Here is a 24,894-nt window from a genome sequence, read left to right as displayed (position 1 = left end):
AATTCATCAGTTTAATGAGAATGTTCCTGATCACCGTGGCTATGTTCAATATGTTCGCCCGGAGCGGTTGAGGTTTCAGTAGAGGGCTGATCCGGCTGCTGAGTTGCATTAGCCTTTTGCTGGTTAGCCTGTGCTGCCTGCATGGCTTCAGGTGACATGACCGGTGCATTTTTAAAGGCATGCTGCTGAGTATTTTTTTGCTGCTGACTTGGCATATAGTCTGGCTCATTGGTTACAGCCAGATAAAAAAAGCCCATAAAGAAACAGCCTAGAATCACGGCAACAATCAGTGCTTTCCAGCCCCATGGAGAATGCTCAGGAGAAGAATGATCTACCATAATAAATATCCAAAGTAAGAAAAAATACTGACTAAACTGGGTATAGTTATAGCATAAAACTGTCAAGAAATAGACTGGGGATTTCTAATATACTGAAAATGAAAAAAGAATTTTTTGTTTAAAATATAAAAGCTAAAAATGGTTAAATATGAAATGTCTACATGAGAAACAAAAAAGACGCGCAATCGCGTCTTTTTGTTCTGATCATTAAGCAGCAATTGGTAGTCCAGATTGTGCATGTTGTCTTAATCGCTGTGGTGGAGCAAAACGCTCGCCATATTCTGCAGCCAGCTGTTCAGCACGAGCCAAGGCGCGTTCCAATCCGTACTGGTTCAGGTACTGTATGGCACCACCGGTCCATGGTGCATAACCGATGCCAAAGATAGAGCCTACATTGGCATCGACTACAGATTCCAGCACACCTTCCTCTAAACAGCGTAATGTATCTAGAGCCTGAACAAAAAGAAAGCGTTCAATCAGCTCCTGCTCTGGTACTTCCTTATTTTTATTCCAGCGGCTCAAGCCTTTCCATAAATATTTTTTACCTTGTGCCGGATATTCATAAAAACCCTGACCTGCGGCTTTACCCTTACGGTCAAATTCATGAATCATAGTTTGAATCACTTCATCAGCCGGTGTCAGGGGTAAATCTTGACCTATGGCCTGTAATGCTTTACAGGTTTCTTTTGCGACATGCTCGCTTAAAGTCAGTGAAACTTCATCCTGAATTGCGAGCGGACCGACGGGCATACCTGCCTTAAGCGCTGCCATTTCTATACGTGCCGGATGGATTCCTTCAGCCAGCATGCGCAGACCTTCCTGTACAAACTTGCCAAACACCCGACTGGTAAAGAAACCACGACTGTCATTGACCACAATAGGAGTTTTACCAATCTGCTGCACAAAGTCATAGGCTTTAGCCAGTGTGGCTGCCGAGGTCTGCTGTCCCTTAATAATTTCGACCAGTTGCATTTTGTCGACCGGACTAAAAAAATGCAGACCAATAAACTGCGCAGCATTACGACTGGCCTGTGCCAGATCAGAAATGGGCAGGGTGGAGGTGTTTGATGCCATCACACCCGTTTCATTTAAATAAACTTCTGCTTGCTGAGTAACCTGTGCTTTAAGCTGTTGATTTTCAAATACAGCTTCTATCACCAGATCACAACCTTCCAGGGTGCTCATATCAGCTGTAGGATGGATCAGCTGTAAAATCTGGTCACGTTTTTCAGCACTCATACGGCCTTGACTGACTTTTTTATCAAGCAGTTTCTGGCTGTAGGCTTTACCCTTTTCAGCATTTTCTATAGATACATCTTTGAGTATTACTGAAATTCCTTTAATTGCAATTGCATAGGCGATTCCTGCTCCCATCATGCCAGCGCCTAAAACAGCTACCTTTTTAGCCTGCCACTTTTCATATCCTGCCGGACGGCTAGCCCCTGACTTGATGGCATTTAAACCATGCCAGAACGTTCCGATCATATTTTTAGACACCTGTCCGGTGGCCAGATATGTAAAAGCGCGTGATTCAATCGTAAGTGCAGTATCAAAGTCGACTTGTGCACCTTCAACAGCTGCTGCCAGAATCGCTTCAGGGGCAGGGTAGCAGCCTTTCGTTTTATCAGTCAGTATGGCTGGAGCAATCGCCAGCATTTGGGCAACCGCAGGGTGTTTTGGATCTCCGCCCGGAATCTTGAAGCCTTTAACATCGAAAGGCTGCTGTGACTGCGGATGAGCCTGAATCCAGTCAAAGGCCTTTTGTAATAGTTCTTCTTCATGATCTGCCGTATCATGAATTAGACCCAGTGATAAAGCTTTTTCTACACCAAACTGTTTTCCTTCAATTAAATAAGGCAGGGCAGTTTGAATGCCCAGCAGTCGGATCATCCGGACAATACCTCCACCTCCCGGTAACAAACTCAAGGTCACTTCAGGTAAGCCGAATTTGGTTTTAGAGTCTTTTAAAGCGATACGGTAATGGCAGCCAAGTGCCAGCTCCCAGCCACCACCTAAAGCTGTACCATTTAAACAGGCAACCACTGGAATACCCATAGTTTCGATATAGCGTAAATCTGCTTTGAGTTTTTGTACCATATGAAAAAATTCAGTTGCCTGTGCCGGTGTGGTAGTCACCAGCTCGTCAAGATCTCCACCGGCAAAGAATGTTTTTTTGGCTGAACGGAAAATAATACCTTTTACTTCAGTTTCAGCTCTGAGCTGCTGAACAACTTTATCTAGCGATTCACGGAACTCGGCATTCATGGTGTTAGCTGACTGGCCGCTGGAATCTAGGGTCAGCACTACAATCTGGTCTGTATTCTTTTCGTATTGAATTGCGCTCATGTTATTCTCCTTATACGCGCTCGATAATAGTAGCAATTCCCATGCCGCCGCCGACACATAAAGTCGCCAGGCCACGTTTTTTATCCTGACGCTCCAGTTCATCCAGTAAGGTCCCAAGAATCATGGCGCCAGTTGCACCTAGCGGATGTCCCATTGCAATTGCACCGCCATTGACATTTACTTTGGCTGGGTCAACCTTGAGTTCATGAATAAAGCGCATGACCACTGCTGCAAAAGCTTCATTGACTTCAAACAGGTCAATATCATCAATACTCAGTCCAGCCTTTTTTAGTGCTTTACGTGCAGCAGGTGCTGGCCCGGTTAGCATGATCGTCGGATCGGTGCCAACCAGAGCAGTCGACAAGATTTTAGCTCTAGGTTTCAGATTCTGTTCTTTCACTGCTTTATCAGAGGCAATCAGTACCAGTGCAGCGCCATCAACGATACCAGAAGAGTTTCCGGCATGATGTACATGATGAATCTTTTGTGCTTCCGGATATTTTTGTAGGGCTACTGCATCAAAGCCCATTTGGCCCATCATTTCAAAGCTCGGATTAAGTTTGGCTAGCCCTTCAGCCGTGGTATTCGGCTTGATAAATTCATCTTCTGCCAGAATGACAACACCTGCTTTGTCCTTAACCGGTATTACAGACTTTTTGAAATAACCACTGGCCTGTGCTTGTGTAGCTTTCTGCTGTGAATGTAGCGCAAAGTGGTCTACGTCTTCACGGGTATAACCGTCCAGTGTAGCAATCAGGTCAGCTCCGATACCCTGTGGCACAAAACCACTGTGTAAATTGGTTTCCGGGTCAAGTGCCCAAGGTCCACCATCTGAGCCCATCGGTACACGTGACATAGACTCGACACCACCTGCCACCACCAGATCCTCCCAGCCAGAGCGAACCTTCATTGCCGCCATATTGACCGCTTCAAGGCCTGAAGCACAGAAGCGGTTAATTTGTACACCGGCAACGTCATCATTCCAGCCCGCCGCGACAGCTGCGGTTTTGGCAATATCTGCCCCTTGGTCACCTACAGGCGTTACACAGCCCAAAACAATATCATCAACTTTAGAAGTATCAAGCTGATGACGATGCTGTAATTCGTTGAGTAATCCGGTGAGCAGACTGATCGGTTTAACTTCATAAAGTGAGCCGTCTTTTTTCCCTTTTCCTCGCGGGGTGCGAATGGCATCAATAATATAAGCCTCGCTCATAATTTTTCCTTTTTATATTGAATGACTGGTTTTTCTAATTTTTGAGTGTACTGCAAAGCAAACAGAGTGCAATGACGAGAACGAATCAGGCTAAATGTTGGTTTTTGCCAATACTGAATATAAATAATTATAAAAAAGCCCAAGTGTTTACACCTGGGCGGAGGAAAACTCGGAAATTGAGTTAAGACTTAATGATAACCATGTAATTGGCGGTACAGACCCGGGGTGACACCAGTCCATTTCTTGAAAGCGCGGTGGAAGGTGCTGGTTTCACTAAAACCGACCTGCTGTGCAACATCTTCCAAGGTTAATTCCGGATTAAGCAGCAGGTGAATGGCAGCATCGCGGCGTAAGGCATCTTTAACTCCCTGATAACTTTTACCTTCTGCAGCCAGACGGCGGCGCAGGGTCTGCGGTGACAGATAAAGCATGGAAGCAACATCGTTTAAGGTTGGCATCTCTTCGCCAATCTGGCTCTTTAACACATCACGAATACGCGATGTAAGAGAATTTACATTTTTGAATTTCACCAGCAGTTGTGCTGGCGCAGTTTTCAGGAACTCTTCCAGTGACTCATCATTCTGACGGATGGGCAGGTCCAGATAGTCGGCAGCGAAAGTTACTTCAGTACGTGGTGCATCAAACTGCATGACCGGCGCAAAAAATAGCGCATCATATTCATCTGCATGGGCAGGGCGGGCATAACCAAAATGTACCCGTTCTAGCGGTATGCGGCGTCCGATCAGCCAAGAAGCCAGACCATGCCAGATCATCAGCATACTTTCAGTAATAAAGTGGTCCGGGTCCATACTTTTAGGAATTAATGGCACCAACCGTGCTTCATGCTTGTCACGCTCTAGCGTAACTGACCATTCATCACCAAACAGCTTATAAAACTGTGAAGAAAGTTCTAGTGCATCACCGAGAGTTTTGGCATGTATAATCAGCTGGCACATAATGGCAAAGGTGCCGAGCCGACGTGGCTGTACGTCAAAACCGACGTGTTCATCCTGAGTGACCATCCATAGCATTTTAATGAAACGGGTGTACTGTTCAGGCGAGATACGAGCTTTCGGCTGGCGTAGCAGTTCGGCCTCGATACCGACATGTGAAAGTAAGGTTTCTACATCCATGCCGAGGCGTTTTACACCAGTCAGAGCCGCATTGACGAAATGGATACTGATCGTATCGCGGCTCATGTTAAATCCTTCAGTCTCTTTTATGTTCACGTGTGGTTGACCTAAATGACGCTAAAAATTATTTAATTGGCAATTTACAATAGGTAGACTACCATTTTTACATGATAAATTGCCGAAATGATCAAGGTAAATGGCTGAACATGACATTGTTTACCCGATTTTATCTTTTTAAGATGAAATGAAACCTTATCTGGATAAAACAATAATGACTACCCCCTTAAATGGACTGAAGGTACTGGATTTCTCGACTTTATTGCCTGGACCTTTTGCCAGTTTGTATCTGGCCGATCTTGGTGCTGAAGTTATTCATATCGAGTCTGCAACCCGACCCGACTTGATCAGGCTTTTACCGCCTTATGCTAATGGACAGGCAACTGCACACAGTTATTTAAACCGGAATAAACAATCAGTAACTCTGGATTTGAAAGATAAGACCAGTATCGAACTGATCAGGCAAAAAATAAGTGAATTCGATATTGTAGTGGAGCAGTTCCGGCCAGGCGTAATGAAACGTTTAGGCTTAGACTATGCTGTACTGGCCGAACTTAATCCGCGACTGATTTATTGTTCAATCACTGGCTATGGTCAAGATGGTCCTTATAGGGACCGGGCTGGACATGATATTAACTACCTTGCTCTTGCTGGTATCGCGGGCCATAGCGGACGGGAAAAAAATGGTCCACCTCCTCTGGGCATTCAGGTGGCAGATATTGCAGGAGGCTCACTCCATGCAGTCATCGGTATTCTCACCGCAGTGATCGAGCGTCAGCAAAGTGGTCTCGGACAATATATTGATATTTCCATGACAGACTGTATAGCGACTTTAAACAGTATGGCTGCTTCCGCTGCTCTGGCCGGGCAAACTCCGCAGATGCCAGAACAGGAACACTTAAATGGCGGGACATATTATGACTATTACCAGACTAAAGATGGCCGTTATCTATCTGTCGGCAGTCTGGAACCGCAGTTTATGCAAGGTCTGGCCCAAGTCTTGGATCTTCCTGTTCTGCTAGAAAAAGGTGCTTCTTTTGATAGTGATGACCGAAAACAAGTCAAACAGGCTATTCAAGCTAAAATCTTAACGAGAACCTGGGCAGAGTGGAGTAATACTTTTGCAGCACTGGATATTTGTGTCGAACCGGTGCTGAGGCTGGATGAAGCCCTAAATTCTCCTTTAGCACAAGCCCGTAAATGGATTGTTCAAGTGCCTGTAGCAGCAGACCTGAAAAAAACCGAACCGCAGCTGGCTTGTCCTATCAAGTTCTCCCGATCACAAGCACGCTATACATTTAGCGGTCAGAGCCTAGGAGAGGGAAACTGGCCTGAATCGTCTCAGTAAATTGCACAGGAACAGGTAGAATAACAGCTGATCATCGTGTTTTGGCTCTTTATCAATAAAACCGCTATTAAATATGTAAAAAACGCATTTTGTTGATGAACCAAAGCTCGTTATGCTATCAGCCGTTATAATGAATCTAGCCGTACGCCATGTATTTATATACTGATTTCGATCAACAGCTGGTCAATGAACGCGTTGCACAGTTCCGTGATCAAACAGAACGTTATTTAGCCGGTAAACTTACCGAGGATGAATACCGTCCACTGCGCCTCCAGAATGGTCTATATGTACAACGTTACGCACCCATGCTGCGTATGGCGGTACCTTATGGCCTGATGAATTCCAAGCAGTTAAGAAAAATTGCTGAAATTTCAAAAAAATATGACCGTGGTTATGCACATGTTTCTACCCGTCAGAATATCCAGCTGAACTGGCCGGCACTTGAAGATGTGCCTGATATTCTGGCTGAACTGGCAACAGTACAGATGCATGCAATCCAGACTTCGGGTAACTGTATCCGTAATACGACGACTGACCAGTATGCCGGTGTGGTTGCAGGCGAGATTGCTGATCCGCGACCAACTTGCGAGCTGATCCGCCAGTGGAGTACATTTCACCCGGAATTTGCTTTCCTGCCACGTAAATTCAAGATTGCTGTTTCAGCACTTGCAGAAGTTGACCGCGCTGCGACTGCGTTTCACGATATTGGTGTTTATATTGTACGTAATGCACAGGGCGAGCTGGGTTATAAAATTATGGTAGGTGGCGGTCTGGGCCGTACTCCTATCATTGGCAGTGTAATCCGTGAATTCCTGCCACGTGAAGATTTGATTGCGTATCTGGAAGCAGTATTACGTGTCTATAACCTGCATGGACGCCGTGACAATAAATATAAAGCACGGATCAAGATTCTGGTTAAAGCCCTGACACCACAAGTATTTGCAGAGAAAGTCGAAGCCGAATTTGCACATACTCGTGAAAGTCTGAAAATTCAGCCAGAAGTTCTTAAAAAGCTGGATGAAGAATTCACACCATTTGATTACCAGAATCTGGCTGATGAAGACTTTACTGAACTGTTTGAAGCTCATCCTAAATTCAAGCACTGGTTTAATATCAATACCCATGCTCATAAAGTGCAGGGTTACCGTATTGTAACCATTTCGCTCAAGCGTGCTGGTGTGGCGCCTGGTGATATGACTACGGAAGAGATGAATCTGATTGCTGACCTGGCAGACCGTTATACATTTGGTGAACTGCGTACTACGCACGAGCAGAATATTGCGCTGGTCGATGTGCCGCAAAGAGACCTGTTTGAATTATGGCAGACTCTTGATGCACAGAACCTGGCACGTGCACATATCGGATTCCTGACAGATATTATCTGCTGTCCGGGCGGAGATTTCTGTTCACTGGCAAATGCCAAGTCTATTCCGATTGCTGAGGCGATTACCCGCCGTTTTGAAGACCTGGATACGCTATATAATCTGGGTCAGCTTGATCTGAATATTTCAGGCTGTATGAATGCCTGTGGTCATCACCATGTCGGTAACATCGGTATTTTAGGGGTAGACAAAAAAGGCGCTGAGTTTTACCAGATTACACTCGGTGGTAATGCTGACCATGACGCTTCTATTGGCGATATTCTCGGGCCTTCATTTGCAGCTGAAGTGGTACCAGATATTATTGAAGAAATCTTAAATACATATCTGGATTTGCGTACAGACAATGAAAAATTCATTGATACTTACCGCCGCGTAGGAATTCAGACCTTTAAGGAGCGTGCATATGCTTAATACAGCATTACCTGTACTTTATAAAGATGGCACGATTGCGGATAATACCTATCAGCTGATTGGTGAAGATGGTCAGTTACCTACGGGAGATGTCCTACTGACTACAGCACAGCTGGAGCAGCTGGCACAAGTACAAGGTAAAAAGGCACTTTATTTGACAGTCAATGACTCACCAGAAGATCACCAGTTTCCGTTAGATGCACTGGATGCCATCTTTATTGAGTTTGCCGGTTTTAATGATGGCCGTGGTTATTCCTTTGCAGCTTTACTGCGTCGTCAGGGCTTTCAGGGTGAACTACGTGCAGTAGGTGATATTTTTAAGGACGTTTTGAACTATATGAAACGTTCCGGCTTTGACAGTTTCGTAGTTAAGGAAGGTAAAGATGTTGAGGAAGCTGCGGCTGGTCTGCAAGACTTTACTCATCCTTATCAGGCCTCGACGGGTGTAGGACAGGCCAATTATCAGACGGGTCTTTTCCGTTAATTTCAAAAAATGTAAATAAAAACCGGGCTATATACCCGGTTTTTAACATCTAGTCTAAAGTTTAATAAACATCACGGCGATAGCGGCCATTTTGGCGAAGATCATCCACACAGCATTCACCCAAAATATCGATCAGGGCCTGATCTACATCGCTTGCCATTCCGTTAATACTGCCGCAGACATAAATTACTGCGCCACGTTCAATCCAGCTTTTTAGCTCTTCGCTATGTTCACGTAAAATATGGTGTACATAAATACGCTGCTCCTGATCACGTGAAAAGGCCAGATCCAGACGTTGCAACATACCTGTAGTTTGCCACGCTTCTAGGGTAGACTGATAGAAGTAGTCACAGTTGCGTTGGCGCTCACCAAAAATCAGCCAGTTTTGCGTATAGTCTTGGCGTACACGGCTGTGCAGCAGGCTCATCAGTCCTGCGATACCTGTTCCATTACCAATACAGATAATTGGACGATTATCATCGATCAGATGGAAAGATTCATTGGTACGAATGCGTAGTGCCACCGGTGAGTGTAAGGGTACATGCTTGGTCAGCCAGCCTGACCCCAAACCAAGACCATCTGCTCCTTCACACTGACGTACCACCAGACGCAAAACCTGCTGTGAAGGTATACTGGCAATCGAATACTCGCGTGAAGGCAGGGCAGGTAACTGTTCCAGTAACTGATCAACGCTATTAAAGACTTCAACCGTTCCGGTCAGGTCACGATCCCATAAAGCCTCTGCAAGGCTCATATTTATTGAATTTACTTGCGTATTGCCATCCAGCTGATGCTGGTTCAGAAAGTCTTGAATACGTGCTTGGCTATTGCCCGGTTGTATCTCGGCAATATCGCCCGCCTGCCAGATTACATCATGCTTGGCTTTCAGCTCGACATTATAGGCCGGACGACCCAAGCTGCCCGGATTAAGCAGCTCGCGCTTATCCAGTATCCACTGGTCAAATACTTTTTCAATATTCATGTTGCTTAAATCAAGCCGGGTAGCCCGAGCCAGGGCCTGATTCCAACGCTGAATATCTTCATTACTGCCATTATTAATTTCAATGACATCAAATAGGGGATGAGCACCAGAGCGTTTTAACCAGTGATTCACCTCATGCCCAAAGCTGCAATAACTGTCAGGATATTCCTGTGAGCCCAAGGCCAGAACAGCATAGTTCAAGTGGCTTAAATCCAGATCACTCTTCATTAGCTTTTTAACAAAACCAGTGGCCAGATCTGGAGCTTCACCAGTACCGTAGGTACTCACTACAAATAATACATGCTCTGCCTGTTTAAGGTCAGCCTCATGCAGCTGCTGTATCGGTTTGACAGTAACCGGTTGTCGGGCTTCTTGTAAGCTGGTTGCAGTACGCCACGCCAGCTGTTCAGACATACCGGTTTGAGTAGCATAGGTAATGAGCCAGGATTTTGCATTCGGATCAATAGAATGAGCAGTACTGCTGTTACGTGCAGCCTGTGTCAGTTTTTTCTGCTTGCGGCGTTTTAAATACAGCATCCAGCCTGTAACAAAGAAGAGTGGCATGGCCAGTGCTGCCAGCATAACCAAAAACTGATAAACCGATCCAAAGAAACTGCCCCGGTGCACGGGTAACATGCTGCTCATGATTTTTTCATTCAGCTTTTTATCTTCATAAAGCTCAAGATTTTCAAGTTGAGACGTCCGATAATCGAAGACTGCTTTATTGCGGGCGCGCTCATGTTGAGGCACAGCATCTGTAAAGGACAGCTCAATTTTACCATCCGGTTTTTTAGGTAATGTCAGGGTCAGACTTGAATATTCACGTCCAATTTGTGCATTAAAGCCTGTCCAGGCTTGAGTCAGTGCCAATTGAACCTGTTCGGGAGGAAGGCCCTGACCACGCTTACGATCAGCTTCACGGTCACCTGTCTGCTGTCCACCGCTTCTACCGGTAGACGCTTGCAATTCTTTTTCTTGCCCTCGTGGCTGGTTACCTCCCTGTAAAGCAGGCTGTTCACGTTCTACACCCAGTACCTTAAACATACCATTACGCCACCACTCATATGACCAGAATAAGCCGGTACAGGCCAAAATCAGATAGAAGATCACTACCCAAGTCCCAACTACGGCATGCAAATCCCAGATAAAGTTGCGTCCCTTTAAGCGGGGTTTAATGAAAAACCACTGACGCCATGAATGTTTTTTGGGCCAGCGCAAATAGAGTCCGCTTAGCACAAAGAAAATCAGCATTAATGTACAGGCACCGGTAATCTGTTTGCCGACCGGGCCTACTGTTAGATTACGGTGCAGCTGCTGAATAAACTGGAAAAACTTGCGTCCTTGAATTTCAGGTAGAACTTCTGCGGTATAGGGGTTTACCATCATGTTATAACCGCGGCGCTCTCCTTTTTTCTCGATATTGACTGTAGAAGAAGCAGCTGGATCAGTGTCGACTGTAATACTGTTAATTTTAAGTTCAGGCGACTGCTGATGGAAATGTTGATACAGCTCGGCAGGTGTCAGCTTGTCACGTTGTTCGGCCTGAACTACATAACTGTCCTGATTAATCCATTTTAAGATTTGCTGTTCATAGGAGTAAATTGCTCCCGTTACTCCCATAATCGAGAGAATCAGCCCCGCAGTAATCCCCAGAAACCAGTGAACTTGGAAAAATGTTTTTTTAAACATGTGCGTAGTGGAATTATCATGTGCCAAGAATGGCACCGATTATAAACAAAAATTAAGTAGATAAAATGGATTTTGCGATTAATAGACATTCTCATTATCATTTATTTTAAGTAATTTATAAAAAACCTCCATAAGCAGGAGGTTTTTTAACTCTGAATTTTAAAATACTCAGATGGTTTTAGGTTCACCCACCGCTTCTTTGAGATGCTTGCGAATAACGGCAAAAGAGAAATTCTTGCTGTCCATACGCTTTGGCAGGATATATGCACCTGGCTGATCTTTTACTTTAAAATTCATCAGAATAAAGTCCGGCGCATCATACCATTCATAAACATCTTTCCAGCCGATGGTTCCTACACCTTCCTGCATACCCATTTTCTGGCGCATAACAATGCCATGTGGCTGAACGCCCAAACGAATTCCCTTGATTTCCTGAACCGGAAATTCAGTCATTTTGCGCTTAACATACCACTCCAGACCATATTTGCGTACCAGCAGGTAAAGCGCTACACCAACCAGAGCTACCCAGCAGAAAATGGTTGAGTAGTTTTTAAGAAAGATAATCCCCAAAATAGCCAGAACGGCAATTACGCCCATAATGGCCCAGGCTTTCATACCGATCTTGTTGGTACTACGCCAGATCAGCAACTGAACCTGACGCTGTTCGGCTTCTGAAACTTCGTAATTGACCGGCTGTAAAGTATAGCTATAAGTATTTTTCGCGTTCATAGTGCAAATAATGAATGGTAAACTCTTCAAAGTTTAGCATTAATTCTGCCCGTTCAGGGAGTATATTGTGCCAATTTAAGACTGAATTACAAGGAAGCCAATTCGGTCGCAGCATTATCCTGCTCATTGCTAAGGCTTTGCTTGAGCGTACTGAGCTGTTGCAAAATACTGAGCATTAGTGAAAGTTGTTGCAGAATAATCAGAGACTTTTGATCTTCTTCATGATTTTGTCTGAGACGTTCGCGAGTTGCAATAAGTATATTCTGGGCACTCAGGTCTGGTGTCTCATCACGTAACAGAGCGCCGCGTATGTCATCTAAAGCCTGATCTAGCAGTTTAAGAATCTCTTGGTCTTTTACCTGTTCCCGATGAGCACCTAATGCTGCGATGTAACTTAAAAAGGTATGGCTCAGACATAAAAATTCGAATGCCCGACTTTTCTGTAACGGATCAAAATCGGGTTCAGTTGCCAAGGTAGAAATGAGAGATGCCATTTCAGCATCGGTATTGTGCGCGCTACGGCGAACAATCCGATAGGTTAAACCATTGTTACGGCCCTCATGATATTGCTGAACGACTTCATTTAAATAGTCGCACTGTGCACTGAGTGCTCGCTGAATACTGCGTGGCAATCGGCGAAATTTCCAGTCAGGCCAGATAAAGCTGACACCGAACCATGCCAGCGCGCAGCCGATTAGGGTATCTATCATACGCGGTAAGGCGGCGGTAAATCCCATTCCGTCCAAGTTGAAGTTGATAAGGGCTAAGATGGTAATGAATGCAGTAGCTTGGGCATATTGTTTACTGCGCAGCTCAAAAAACAGAACGCCGCTTAATACCAGTAAACAAAGCTGGCCTTCTATTGAAGGTACAAAATATAAAATGGCATATCCAATAATAATACCGACCAGTGTACCTACAATACGCAAACGTAAGCGGCGCTTGGTAGCATTAAAGTTGGGCTGGCTTACAAACAGGGCGGTGAGCAAAATCCAGTAACCATATTGAATATTGGTGAGCTGTACGAACACATACCCTATAAACAGTACAATTGATAAACGCACAGCATGGCGAAACAGGACAGATTCTGGTGTCAGATGCTGTTTGATACGAATTACAATATCATCCCAGCCTTTTAAATCATCATCTTTAAGCTGGTTTTCAAGGTATCTGCTTCTTTCAACTACATAACGTTCAGTTTCAACATTGCGCAGCTGGGCATCAATCGATTTCAGGTTGCGATACAAGGCAAACAGTGCATTTACCCATACCTGATCATAATGCTGTTCATCCCGCAGCTTCTCTAATGAAATACGCAGATTTTCAAATGCATGCTTAAAGCGGCGGTTATGCTGGTACGTCGTCCGCTTTAAAATACTTTCACCCAAGTCTTTACAGGCCTTGCCCTGAATAGTGAGAATGCGCTGAAAACGAAACAAGATGTCACTATGTTCAAAGATTTTTGCCAGTTTCTGATAGTCAATATGAGCTGAGTCAACCCGCTCATGAATATCTTGAGCCGCAAAATAATAGTGCAGACTGCGCCGGGTATCACGTTGACCCCGGTCACCTTTTAACCGGGTGAGCAGGGCAGTTTTCATTTCATTGAATATACCCACAAGCTTGCCGTTTTCAAGTGAAAGGTCAATCATACTTTGCTGATAGCTGTCGGGTGTCATATCAACATCAAACAGGGCAGATTTGGCAAACAGGAAATCACCCAGTGCCGAATAGCATTGGGAAAGTTTATCCTGTACCTGACGTACTGGAAATAGCAGGAAACTGATGGTTGAAATCACTCCATACCAGACTGCGCCTGCGACCAAGAGCAAAGGCTGGCTATACCAGTGATCAAACAGGTGTACTCCCAGCATTGAGTAAACTGAAATAACCAGACACCCATATGAAATAGTGGCATAACGCCGGCCCAGAGAACCGAGCAATATCCAGCCAATACAGGAAATGATCAGCCCGATTGCAAACAGGACTGGATAGGGAAACAGAAACTGGATAGAAGCAGCCGTGATAAAGAACCCAATATAGGTATAGACCAGATTCATAATCCTGACTGAAAAACGGTCATCAATATCACTTAGTGCAGCCGCGACTACACCCAAAGTTAAAGGAATGGTCGCCAGTTGCTGACCCAGCAGATAAGGCACAAATGCGGTTGCAGTAAAGGCAATAATCATGCGCACGTTATACATGAAGGACGTATTGTACGTGGCCTGCTGAACACGGGTAAGCCAAGCTTTCAATCGACACCTTTTTAAGAACAGGTTGTATAAAAATTATTCAAAGACACTGCATAATGTGAAACTTCACGAATCACTATGACAAATCATACTATGGAGCGTGTAAGCTTGTCTTTAATCTTATAAATTCATCAATCATCTATGGACCTATCCAAGGATAATAGTCGTTCGCACTACAGCTTACCGTGGCTGATGCTGCTGGCCTCGCTGACTGCTTTAGGCCCGCTTTCGATCGATATGTATCTGCCGGCTTTACCCGGCATGGCAGAGGAATTTGGCGTCAGTACACAAATGGTGGCCAATACCTTGCCAGCCTATTTCTTGGGACTTGCTGTCGGGCAGCTGATTTATGGTCCGGTCAGTGACCGTATTGGACGGAAAAAACCTCTCTATTTTGGTTTGCTTCTGTACGTCGTGGCCAGTCTGCTATGTGCATTTGCTACCAGTGAATGGAGCCTGATTTTCAGCCGAATATTACAGGCCCTAGGCGGATGTGTGGGTGTTGTGATTGCCCGTGCTGCAATCCGTGACCGGCTGGATGTTCAAGCTTCTGCACAGGCTTTTGCCAGTATGATGATTGTGATGGGAATCGCGCCTGTTATGGCACCGGCCTTAGGCGCCTGGCTCCTCATCTATTTTGAATGGCATGCTATTTTCGTTGCCTTAGCTCTGATTGGGATAATTTGCTGTATTTGTGTCGCTTTATTTTTTAAGGAAACCCTGCAACCTGAACGTCGTTTAAAGTTAAGTGCGAGACAGGTGCTCAGTTTATATAAAACAATTTTTCAGGATAAAAGTTTCCGTGGTCCGATGGTGATTGGCTGTTTTACTGGCGCAGTACTGTTTTGCTATATCAGTTCAGCTGCATCCGTCCTGATTGATCAATATCATCTAAGTCAGCAGCACTTTGCCTATGCTTTCGGATTTAATGCTGTAGGGATTACCCTATTTTCATCCATTAATAAACGCTTGGCCCGAAATATGTCGATCATACAGCGTTTAAAGCTTGGTGGAATTCTCCAGTTAATGGGTGTTTTTATTCTGCTTGGTGCAGGACTGTATGACGATACTGCACTTGCTATTGTGATGTCAGGACTGTTTCTGGCTGTATCGGGTATTGGTTTTACCGGACCAAATGCAATGGCCTTGGCGATGGCCGAGCAAGGCAGTCGTGCCGGTACAGCCAGCGCAATCATGGGGAGTATGCAATTTGCCTGTGGCCTGGTTGGCGGATTAATCCTGAATTTTCTGTTCTGGAGCCCCCTGCTAAATATGGCACTGGTAATGCTGTTCTTTATCGTAATTGGTGTGGCCAGTATATTTAAAACTAGAAACTCTCTAGCTCTTTAAGGATTAAAGTTAAAGGAATCTATAAAAGATCTCTTGTGGTTTAATCCAGAAAAACTGCAAAATTTTCTACCGGTTCGCGTGGAGTAATAAACGTATTAACCAGTGCTTCTGGGTCTGCGTAACCTAGCGCAACTGCGCAAACCAGTTCTTCATCTTCCGCAGCGCCCAGAATTTCTAAAACCAGGGGGTGAAAATGATTCCAGGCAGCTTGCGGGCAAGTATCTAAACCGCGAGCTTTAGCGGCAACCATCACATTCTGAATCATCATGGAAATATCCATCTTCGACCCGATTCCCATAATTTTATTAACGGTAAAAAACAGGCCAACTGGTGCATCGAACAGTTTGAAATTACGTAACTGCTGCTCAGCCATTTTTTCTTTTTCTCCTTTTTGAATGCCTAGCAAACCATATAGTCCCCAGCCATTCTCACGACGCCGGTCAATAAAAGGGGAAATCCAGGTAGAGGGATAATAGGCAAAAGTTTCTTTATATTGTGCTGCCAGTTCTGGATGTTGACTGCTTTCAATCTGGGCCTGACATACGGCTTCAACTAGAGCATCACGCTTTTGGCCATAAACAACATATACTTTCCAAGGCTGAGTGTTGGTACCGGAAGGCGCATAGCTGGCTACTGAAAGAATATCCCGAATCAGTTTTGGGTCTACTGGAGTGGATAAAAATGCGCGGACTGAATGACGGGAAGTGATGGCTTCATCGACATGGCGAACTTGCTCAGGGTTCATAAAAATACCGGGTTCAGGCTGATTTATAGTTACTTCTACTATATACAATAGTCTTATAAATAAAATAATAGCTTTATATACCGGTTTATAACCTTAAGAATAATAAGGTATTTGTGTTTTATATCACAAAAAACGATCGTAAATTTAAAAATAGACGTTAAAACTGATTTTAATAACAAAGAGAACTTGTTACATTAGCCCTAAGTAATACACATTATGTTACTAACAACGGAATTTTAGCATTTTTATTTTAATTTTTGTAAGCATTTAAGTGCAGTACTTTTAAAAGAGTTTGGCAGTACTTAAGGAATAGCATAATTGAACTTGCAGGCTGACCTGGCCAACCTTGCACGGATGCGGACATAATAATATTTCTGGAGATTAGGATGAGCAAAGTATCTAGCCGAAAAGCTTTTCTGCCACAGGGACTCGCGGTTGCAGTTGCTGCACTGATGATGAACTCGGCACATGCCATGACAGAACAACAAGAGCTTCAACAGCTTCGTGCTGAGGTTAAAGAACTCAAGGCATTGATTCACCAGCATTTACCTCAAGCTTCCAATCAGGGGCAAAATACTGTAGCAAGTTCTTCAGCACTGCAAGCTACACCTCAAGTTGTACCTTTATCTCAGCAGTCTGGTAATAATGCCAGCCCGCCGGCACCTGCTACGCCTGCAACCGGTTTAACAGCCCGTACAGCAAATGGTGCGGAAGTTAAGCTTTACGGTTTTGTCCGTGGTGATGCAGCTTATCAGTTTGAAGGTGGAAGAGGGATCTTTAACCGCATTAATACAGTAACTCTGGACAATGCGTCAGATAAGGAAGCCACTGAAGATCGGTTTGATGCAACTGCGACTACTACACGTATCGGAGTGGATTTTAAAACTCCAATCCAGGGTGCAGATATTGGGGGTAAAGTTGAAGTCGATTTCCGTGGTGGAAGCAGCAATGACACAGTACGTATTCGTCATGCCTACCTGACTTATAATGACTGGTTGTTTGGTCAGACTACTTCATCATTCCTTTCTTCTGAAACTACACCAGAAATGCTCGACTTTAATGCACCGCTGGGTATCGGAACCTACCGTACTCCAATGGTACGTTATAGCCATACTCTAGATGCCAATACCCGCTACTTCCTGGGTCTGGAAAAAGGTAATGATGATAACCGTCTGCCAGCAGCTACTGCTAAAATTAACCATAAATTTGCTGATGGTGCAGGCGTAGTAACTGGTCGTGCGCTGTTACAGGAAGTGCGCGCGAGAGCTTTAAATAGCACAACAAATCAACCAGCGCCTTATTTCGATGAAACAGAATTAGGCTGGGGTCTGGCAGTGGGTGCCAACTTTAAACCAACTGACCAGTTAACCTTAAATGCTGATTATTCTCATGTTAAGGGTGATGACAAGTTCCTGCTTTACACAGAAAACCGTTATACCGCTAAGGGCGATAGTATTGAGCTGAATGAATTCAATGCTGTGTCTTTAGGCGCGACCTACAAGTTCACACCGCAGTGGCGTAGTACCTTGGGCTACGGCGCAATATTCTATGATGATGCAACTGGCTCACAAAATGATCAGCTACAACAAGGCTGGTTAAACGTAATGTTTAATCCGGTTAAACCAATCACTTTTGGTGCTGAATATGTGTATGGTGAGCGTGAAACCGCTGCCGGTGACAAAGGTAAAGATAATCGCATTGGCATGATGGCTAAATATGATTTCTAAATCATTGTAAATAAAATAAAAACTGAGGCATATGCCTCAGTTTTTTTATATTCAAATAAGAATTTTTCTTATATTTTCGACTAATTCTAATAAAAATGAAGTAAAAAGGTCAGACTAAGGTCGTAGATAAATTTGCAATCCCCCCAAGACATCCCTTAAAAAAAACTGCATAATCAGCAAATTTTTTAATCTGTACACCCAAGATAATTTAACTTCCATCGAGTCAACTTCTAGGTAGTATTCTATAGAAGAACTCATTCAACAGTTTGGAGCTTATAATGAGTTTATCTCTCAGTATTAAGCCTGTTCAGCAGTTTCAACATGTATTTACCCATACATTAAAGTTGCTGTGTTTTGCATCCCGGATGGGGGTCCAAATGCAAAGGCCATGTTTCTTCAATATAAGACAAGATGTAATACAGTCGAGTTTTGATACTTTCCGTTCTTAGATAGAACAGTTCATGTATCCTTAACTTAAAGACGCGATACATTCTTGTGATTACAGCATGCTTTAATTTATTTGAAGTAAAGTTGCCTATAGATTATAAAATCGGCATTTTATATAAAATAAAGTATGAAGAAAGACATTAGCCATATTTGATGGATCTTCTTATGGAATTTACCTTTAATGCGTTTTACACGCTTATTGCAGCAGTAATTGTTTTACTTCTTGGCCGCTTCCTTGTAAACAAAATTGGTTTTCTGAGTCGTTATAACATTCCCGAACCTGTGGCCGGTGGTCTGGTTGCTGCGGTAGTCTCGTTACTTGTGCATTCCCTCTGGGGTTATAGTATTACTTTTAGTAGTGAATTACAGACCAGCTTCATGCTGATTTTCTTTGCTTCCATTGGCCTAAGTGCCAACTTTATGAAGCTAAAAGAAGGTGGTATCGGTTTGGTGGTATTCCTGATCTGTGTTGCTTCATTTATTGTAGTACAAAACGCAGTCGGTATGAGTCTGGCCAGTTTGCTGGGAGTTGATCCGCTGATCGGTCTGATAGCAGGTTCAATTACTCTGACCGGTGGGCATGGTACAGCGGGTGCCTGGGGCGAAATCCTGGAAGTTGAACATGGTATTCAAGGCGCACTTGCTCTGGGGATGGCCAGTGCAACATTCGGTCTGATTATTGGCGGTATTATTGGCGGCCCATTGGCTAAACTTTTAATTAACCGATACAACCTGTCTCAGCCACGCACCGTGCGTCAGATTAATGATCGGGATACACATCCTGCACCCGATTTTCCCGAGCTTGCACCTTTTGAAAATCCGCATCAGGTACGCCTGATTACTGCTGACAATGCGATTACGACCTTGGGCATGTTCGCTGCCTGTCTGGCCTTTGCCGAGTTTATGACAGGTTACAGTAAAGGTACCTGGTTTGAACTGCCAACCTTTGTATGGGCCCTGGGCGGTGGGGTAGTTCTGCGTAACGTTCTAGAAAGTATATTCAAGGTTGATATCTTTGATCGTGCAATTGATGTCTTTGGTAATTCTTCACTGTCACTTTATCTGGCTATGGCACTGCTGTCTTTAAAACTGTGGCAACTGGCTGATCTGGCAGGCCCACTGGTAGTGATTTTAGGCGCACAGACTTTAACTATGGCATTGTATGCAGCTTTCATTACTTTCCGGGTAATGGGCAAGAATTATGATGCCGCAGTACTGGCTGCTGGCCACTGTGGTTTTGGTATGGGCGCAACCCCAACAGCGGTTGCAAACATGCAGGCGATTACCAATATGTATGGTCCATCACATAAAGCCTTTTTGATCGTACCATTATGTGGCGCTTTCTTTGTTGACCTGATCAACGCAACCGTGATTCAGCTGATTCTAAAATTCTTTGCTTAACAGGCATTCATAAAAAAGTCCCCCTCATACGGGGCTTTTTTATTGAGGTTGAAGTCGGCGATATTTTACAAATTTGAGTAGCAAGAGATTGTATGGATGAACAACTAAATACCCGTTTAATGGCTTGGGTAAGTTTCTTTAATGATCCTTTATGGGATTTTCTGGTGGTCTTTCTGGTGGTGGTTGGAGTGTTTTATACGCTTCTGACCGGCGCAGTTCAGATTCGCCTGTTCTTACACAGTATCCGTGTAATGAAGGGCAGCCGTAAAGAAGGTGACGATCAGCATGGTATTACCCCGTTTCAGGCTTTTGTTACAGGTCTGGCGAGTCGGGTTGGGGTCGGGAACGTTGCAGGTGTCGCAATTGCAATTGCAATTGGCGGTCCGGGCGCCGTATTCTGGATGTGGTTTACTGCATTTCTGGGGATGAGTTCAGCATTTGTTGAGTCCTCACTGGCACAGCTATTTAAAGTACGTGATCATCAGAACCAGCAATTCCGTGGAGGGCCAGCTTATTACATTACCCAAGGTTTGAAGCAGAAGTGGTTAGGCGTTGTATTCGCACTCTCTCTTATTTTAGCTTATGGCTTTGTATTTAATGCAGTACAGGCTAACTCGATTGTAGATGCAACTGCTCATGCCTGGGGCTGGGACCGTGCAAATGTTATGCTTGATCTGGGTGGACTGGGTTTTGAAGTTTCTTGGGTTGGCGTAGTACTGGTCATTATGACCGCAGCAATTATTTTTGGTGGAATCAAGCGTATTGCGGTCGTGGCAGAGCGTATGGTGCCATTAATGGCTGTGCTCTATCTGGCAGTTGCACTTTATATTGCCATAATAAATTTCAGTATTCTTCCAGATATATTCAAACTGATCTTTACTGAAGCCTTTAAGTTTGATGCTGCTGCGGGTGGTTTTTTTGGTGCAATGGTATCGATGGCTATGATGCAGGGTATCAAACGTGGCCTGTTTTCAAATGAAGCCGGCATGGGGTCTGCACCGAATGCTGCAGCTGCTTCAGATGTAAAACATCCGGTAGACCAGGGGCTAGTACAGATGCTTGGGGTATTTGTAGATACCTTTGTAGTGTGTTCATGTACTGCGATTATCATTCTGGCTTCCGGTCTGTATCATGAAGCAGGTTTTGAGGGCGTTACGCTCACCCAGATGGCATTGGTCAGTCAGATCGGTAGCTGGGGTGATGATTTTCTGGCCCTGATTTTATTCTTGTTTGCTTACTCTTCTATTATCGGGAATTACGCCTATGCTGAGAGTAACGTTCAATTTATCAATAATCAGCCAAAAGTCATGTTTGTATTTCGTCTTCTGGTACTGGCAATGGTATATTTTGGCGCGATTACCAGCGTACCACTGGTCTGGTCAATGGCGGATCTATCCATGGGCTTAATGGCAACAATTAACCTGTTTGCTATTTTACTCCTGACGCCTTTCTTGCGAATGTTATTGAAAGATTATAGCTCTCAGCTTAAAAAAGGCATTAAGGAGCCAGAATTTAAAATAGATAAGTATCCGGAACTCAAGAAAAAAGTCGATTCAGATATTTGGTAGAACCTGTTTAAAGCTCCTTGCGAGGAGCTTTTTTATGACCAGAAATAAAGTGAAAATAAAAAATAGCCTAAACATGAGAGTGGTAAACTCAATAGAACCGGAATTTTACTGTTTAGTAAAGCAATAACAAGACCAACAAAAATTATATCACTCCAGTGCTGGATACCTTTTTGTCCGAGTTGTACTACCATCGCCAGCAGTAAACCGACTACTGCGGCATTGATTCCATAAACCGCAGCCTGAATTTTTGTCTGCCTTAATAAGATAGACCAGTAAGGCAGCGTTCCAAAAATCAGTAAAAATGAAGGAAGGAAGATGGCGACTGTAGTAATCGCTGCATTAATTAATAGAGAAGAAGTAACCGGTAAAAATGCACCCAAGTAAGAAGCAAAGGTAAATAAAGGTCCAGGTACAAGCTGTGCAAAGGCATAACCTAGTTCAAAATTTGATTCTTCAATTAGTCTGGACGTTACCAGTTCCTGGTATAAGAGAGGAAGCACAACATGTCCTCCGCCAAATACTAGTGAGCCTGAACGGTAAAAACTTTCAAATATTTGTACAGCAAAAGAAGGTGCCCACCATTGCATGATAAAAAGTAATATAAACAGGCCAACAAATATCAACAGCCAATAATAGGCACGAAAGGGTGTAGAGACATTTTTTTGTATTTCTGACTGATCTTTTACGACTATTGGTACAGCAAGTTTCGCTGTATGAACGCAATATAATCCTGCCACGCCCCCCAAGATAATCACCAGCAGCTGGCTCATGGCTAGCGGTATAAAATAAATAATAAGTGCTGAAGTCAGCATCAGAATAAATTGCCAGACCGTACTACAGAAGTTTTTTAACATTTGCCAGAAAGCAAAAATTACGACGGCCAGTACGATAAGTTGTACTATATGAAAAACTGATGAAGAAAGCCAGGAAGACAGGGAAACACTCAGTAGTGCACAGCCCAGCATTAAAATTATAGAGGGTAGGGTGAAACCAAGCCAAGCCAGAAGTGCACCCCCATAACCTCTTTGTAAGTAACCGATACCGAGTCCAACCTGACTGCTGGTAGGGCCGGGAAGAAGCTGGGCTAATGCGACCAGTTGCGTATATTCATCGCTACTCAGCCAGCGATATTTTTCCACAAAGGTGCGGTGAAAAAAGACCAGATGTGCAGCTGGTCCTCCAAATGAGGTACAACCCAGTTTTAAAAAAATAAGAAAAATAGTGAGATACTGAACAGATAAATTCATGATCGATATTCTTCTCACAAATGGCTTGAGTTTAGAGTCCAATCATGACAATTTAAATAAATTTTATACAGCAATTTCTGAAATGTACTTCTACAATTCCTTTTTCAGAAAAATAACTCAGATCTCTCAAGTGCCCATGAAACAGCTCACATTCTGCTTACTCTGGATGAGTCTGGTCGGCCTGACCGGCTGCCAACATTTTAAAACATCTGAGCCACAGGCTGCACAGATGGTCACTGATGCACGGGCACAGTTTGAAAAGGTTCCTTTTGCTCAGATTAAAACAGTAGAGCAGCGGCCAGTTGTGGCTTTGGTCTTGGGTAGCGGCGGTGCCCGGGGCTATGCGCACATAGGGGTAATTGAGGTTCTGGAGCAGCAGGGAATCCGTCCAGATTTTATTGTGGGAACCAGTGCAGGCAGTATTGTAGGTTCTATATATGCCAGTGGAAAATCTGCAAAAGAGCTGCGGAGTATTGCTCTTAATATGAAAGCCACCGATGTACGCGATATTACCCTGGATATGAAAGGCTTTTTTGATGGCAAGAAAGTTGAAGACTATATTAACCAGCAGGTTGATAACATGCCGCTGGAAAAAATGAAAATACCTTTTTATGCAGTAGCCACTGAACTCAAAGAGGGTGCCCGTACTGTATTTAACTATGGAAATACCGGACAGGCAGTACGCGCATCGGCATCTATTCCGAGCATGTTTATTCCTACCCGTATTGGTGATAAAGAATATGTTGATGGGGGACTGACCAGTCCGGTGCCGGTTGAGGTGGCACGTGATCTGGGCGCTGATATTATTATTGCAGTTGATATTCTGGCACAGCCCACTCATACCGAAACTTCAAATGTCTGGGGTCTGTTTAATCAGAATATTAATATCATGCAGAACCGGCTAGCTAATGAAGAGTTGAAGTATGCTGATATAGTAATCCAGCCTGACTTACGTGAAAAAGCCCATATTTTTGATGTGCGTGGACGTGAAGCCAGCATGCAAGCTGGTCGGGAGGCTACCTTGGAAAAACTGGAAATGATTGAACTGGCTATTGAGACTAAACATAACAACCAGCAGAGAGACGACCAGAAAAATCTTACTGCGCTTAATGATACGGCTGCTGTCAAAACTAATAGGTAAAAAAAGAGCCCCTGGTTGGGAGCGAGAGTGAAGGGGCCCTAAATGGGAACTAAGAAAGCCATTATCTGACTTTCTTATCCCAGCTGAGGAGAACAATGACCTTGAGATCTCTGGAGTGAAATAAAAGGGTCATTGATAAGCTCATGATCAGTTTGCAATATGCTTGGCAAACTGTATATTGAAAAATGCAACTAATTCGAGAACTTATGTAAATATTGTCAGTATAAATACAGGCTAAATAAAAATTTTTATAAGTATTTAATTTATTTATAAAATTAGCTGACTGGAGATAATTTTTATATTTTGTAGAAATTATAGGCAATTTTATAGATTGATTTAAAAGAGAATAATTCTTATTATTTGGATTCCTTTCTTATATGTAATATAAAAAAAATATATTATAGATACACTCTTAATTTTTTTTTACAAAGTTTAACACGTCCTTAATAGTTAATTATTCACTTTAAATTTATATCCTAATTGAATTAAATTTTTTAGTTCCCAAAGCTTATTAAAGTGGCTGTTTACAACCACTTTAATATCTGTATTCAAATATTTTAATCTGCCAGTTCTGTAGAAATTGTATTGATGAGCCTGACTCCGGTTACAGCCTGAATATCTTCAAAACTTACCTGTTCAGCCAGTTCAATCAGCTCGATTCCCTGTTCGGTGACATCCATTACCCCTAAATCTGTAATAATCCGGTGGACTACACCTTTACCTGTAAGTGGCAGGCTACAGTGTTTTACAATTTTTGGTGTTCCGTCTTTCGCACAGTGCTCCATCAGTACTACGACTTTTTGTACACCTGCAACCAGATCCATGGCTCCGCCCATGCCCTTAACTTTCTTGCCCGGAATCATCCAGTTGGCCAGGTCTCCCTGTTCGGAAACTTCCA

The 24,894-nt window shown here is 43.7% G+C and carries 18 protein-coding genes; 8 read left to right on the top strand and 10 right to left on the bottom strand.

Translation table 11 applies throughout. The annotated features are described in order from the left end of the window. Positions 1-11: 11 nt before the first annotated feature. The 4 genes from B3R63_RS10265 to B3R63_RS10250 form a co-directional block, all read right to left on the bottom strand. Positions 12-338 (bottom strand): hypothetical protein, encoded by a 327-nt coding sequence (locus tag B3R63_RS10265; protein ID WP_151838902.1) that lies wholly within the window; start codon positions 336-338, stop codon positions 12-14. 207 nt (positions 339-545) lie between these two features. Continuing rightward, positions 546-2,684 carry a 3-hydroxyacyl-CoA dehydrogenase NAD-binding domain-containing protein gene (locus B3R63_RS10260; protein WP_151838903.1) on the bottom strand — a complete coding sequence of 713 codons (2,139 nt, stop codon included), beginning with the start codon at positions 2,682-2,684 and terminating at the stop codon, positions 546-548. 10 nt (positions 2,685-2,694) lie between these two features. After that, positions 2,695-3,900 carry an acetyl-CoA C-acetyltransferase gene (locus B3R63_RS10255; protein ID WP_151838904.1) on the bottom strand — a complete coding sequence of 402 codons (1,206 nt, stop codon included), beginning with the start codon at positions 3,898-3,900 and terminating at the stop codon, positions 2,695-2,697. Between the two features lie 188 nt (positions 3,901-4,088). Beyond that, positions 4,089-5,099 (bottom strand): AraC family transcriptional regulator, encoded by a 1,011-nt coding sequence (locus B3R63_RS10250; RefSeq protein WP_005016061.1) that lies wholly within the window; start codon positions 5,097-5,099, stop codon positions 4,089-4,091. A 205-nt stretch (positions 5,100-5,304) separates the two neighbouring features. Here B3R63_RS10250 and B3R63_RS10245 point away from each other — a divergent pair, with 205 nt between their 5' ends. The 3 genes from B3R63_RS10245 to B3R63_RS10235 all read left to right on the top strand — a co-directional run bounded on the left by B3R63_RS10245 (position 5,305) and on the right by B3R63_RS10235 (position 8,715). Next, the gene (locus B3R63_RS10245) at positions 5,305-6,438 is read left to right on the top strand and encodes a CaiB/BaiF CoA transferase family protein (RefSeq protein ID WP_151838905.1); all 1,134 of its coding nucleotides are present in this window, start codon (positions 5,305-5,307) and stop codon (positions 6,436-6,438) included. Positions 6,439-6,587: 149 nt separating this feature from the next. Next, positions 6,588-8,231, top strand: coding sequence for a nitrite/sulfite reductase (locus tag B3R63_RS10240; RefSeq protein WP_005024837.1), 1,644 nt, complete (start codon positions 6,588-6,590; stop codon positions 8,229-8,231). Next, positions 8,224-8,715: a DUF934 domain-containing protein gene (locus B3R63_RS10235; RefSeq protein ID WP_005024839.1), complete on the top strand. Its 492-nt coding sequence runs from the start codon at positions 8,224-8,226 to the stop codon at positions 8,713-8,715. Before B3R63_RS10240 ends, B3R63_RS10235 begins: the two co-directional genes overlap by 8 nt. A 61-nt stretch (positions 8,716-8,776) precedes the next feature. On the opposite strand, the gene B3R63_RS10230 is transcribed toward B3R63_RS10235, so the two are convergent. The 3 genes from B3R63_RS10230 to yccS form a co-directional block, all read right to left on the bottom strand. After that, complete coding sequence (locus B3R63_RS10230; protein ID WP_286730937.1) at positions 8,777-11,386, bottom strand: sulfite reductase flavoprotein subunit alpha; 2,610 nt, start codon at positions 11,384-11,386, stop codon at positions 8,777-8,779. A 168-nt stretch (positions 11,387-11,554) separates the two neighbouring features. Then, complete coding sequence (locus B3R63_RS10225; RefSeq protein ID WP_005016053.1) at positions 11,555-12,115, bottom strand: hypothetical protein; 561 nt, start codon at positions 12,113-12,115, stop codon at positions 11,555-11,557. Positions 12,116-12,201: 86 nt separating this feature from the next. After that, on the bottom strand, positions 12,202-14,373 hold the full coding sequence (gene yccS, locus B3R63_RS10220; protein WP_034429048.1) for a YccS family putative transporter: 2,172 nt from the start codon (positions 14,371-14,373) through the stop codon (positions 12,202-12,204). A gap of 138 nt (positions 14,374-14,511) precedes the next feature. Here yccS and B3R63_RS10215 point away from each other — a divergent pair, with 138 nt between their 5' ends. Further along, the gene (locus tag B3R63_RS10215) at positions 14,512-15,720 is read left to right on the top strand and encodes a multidrug effflux MFS transporter (protein WP_005016040.1); all 1,209 of its coding nucleotides are present in this window, start codon (positions 14,512-14,514) and stop codon (positions 15,718-15,720) included. Positions 15,721-15,760: 40 nt separating this feature from the next. Here B3R63_RS10215 and B3R63_RS10210 read toward each other — a convergent pair whose 3' ends face one another. Then, positions 15,761-16,465 carry a nitroreductase gene (locus B3R63_RS10210; protein WP_034671157.1) on the bottom strand — a complete coding sequence of 235 codons (705 nt, stop codon included), beginning with the start codon at positions 16,463-16,465 and terminating at the stop codon, positions 15,761-15,763. A 386-nt stretch (positions 16,466-16,851) separates the two neighbouring features. Here B3R63_RS10210 and B3R63_RS10205 point away from each other — a divergent pair, with 386 nt between their 5' ends. The 3 genes from B3R63_RS10205 (at position 16,852) to B3R63_RS10195 (ending at position 21,608) form a co-directional block, all read left to right on the top strand. Further along, positions 16,852-18,192: a DcaP family trimeric outer membrane transporter gene (locus tag B3R63_RS10205; protein WP_286730917.1), complete on the top strand. Its 1,341-nt coding sequence runs from the start codon at positions 16,852-16,854 to the stop codon at positions 18,190-18,192. Between the two features lie 612 nt (positions 18,193-18,804). Further along, positions 18,805-20,040, top strand: coding sequence for a sodium/glutamate symporter (gene gltS / locus B3R63_RS10200; RefSeq protein ID WP_005016037.1), 1,236 nt, complete (start codon positions 18,805-18,807; stop codon positions 20,038-20,040). Between the two features lie 92 nt (positions 20,041-20,132). Further along, positions 20,133-21,608 carry an alanine/glycine:cation symporter family protein gene (locus B3R63_RS10195; RefSeq protein ID WP_005024851.1) on the top strand — a complete coding sequence of 492 codons (1,476 nt, stop codon included), beginning with the start codon at positions 20,133-20,135 and terminating at the stop codon, positions 21,606-21,608. Between the two features lie 32 nt (positions 21,609-21,640). On the opposite strand, the gene chrA is transcribed toward B3R63_RS10195, so the two are convergent. Continuing rightward, complete coding sequence (chrA, locus tag B3R63_RS10190) at positions 21,641-22,855, bottom strand: chromate efflux transporter (protein WP_151838908.1); 1,215 nt, start codon at positions 22,853-22,855, stop codon at positions 21,641-21,643. A 136-nt stretch (positions 22,856-22,991) separates the two neighbouring features. On the opposite strand from chrA, the gene B3R63_RS10185 reads away from it, so the two are divergent. Further along, the gene (locus B3R63_RS10185) at positions 22,992-23,996 is read left to right on the top strand and encodes a patatin-like phospholipase family protein (protein WP_005016034.1); all 1,005 of its coding nucleotides are present in this window, start codon (positions 22,992-22,994) and stop codon (positions 23,994-23,996) included. A gap of 557 nt (positions 23,997-24,553) precedes the next feature. On the opposite strand, the gene B3R63_RS10180 is transcribed toward B3R63_RS10185, so the two are convergent. Further along, on the bottom strand, positions 24,554-24,894 hold a 341-nt coding region (locus B3R63_RS10180), incomplete at its 5' end, for a CoA-transferase (protein ID WP_286730914.1).

Source organism: Acinetobacter sp. UBA1297 (assembly GCF_002307755.1).
In the GTDB taxonomy this organism is placed as follows: domain Bacteria; phylum Pseudomonadota; class Gammaproteobacteria; order Pseudomonadales; family Moraxellaceae; genus Acinetobacter; species Acinetobacter radioresistens.
This window is presented reverse-complemented; position numbering and strand designations above follow the sequence as displayed.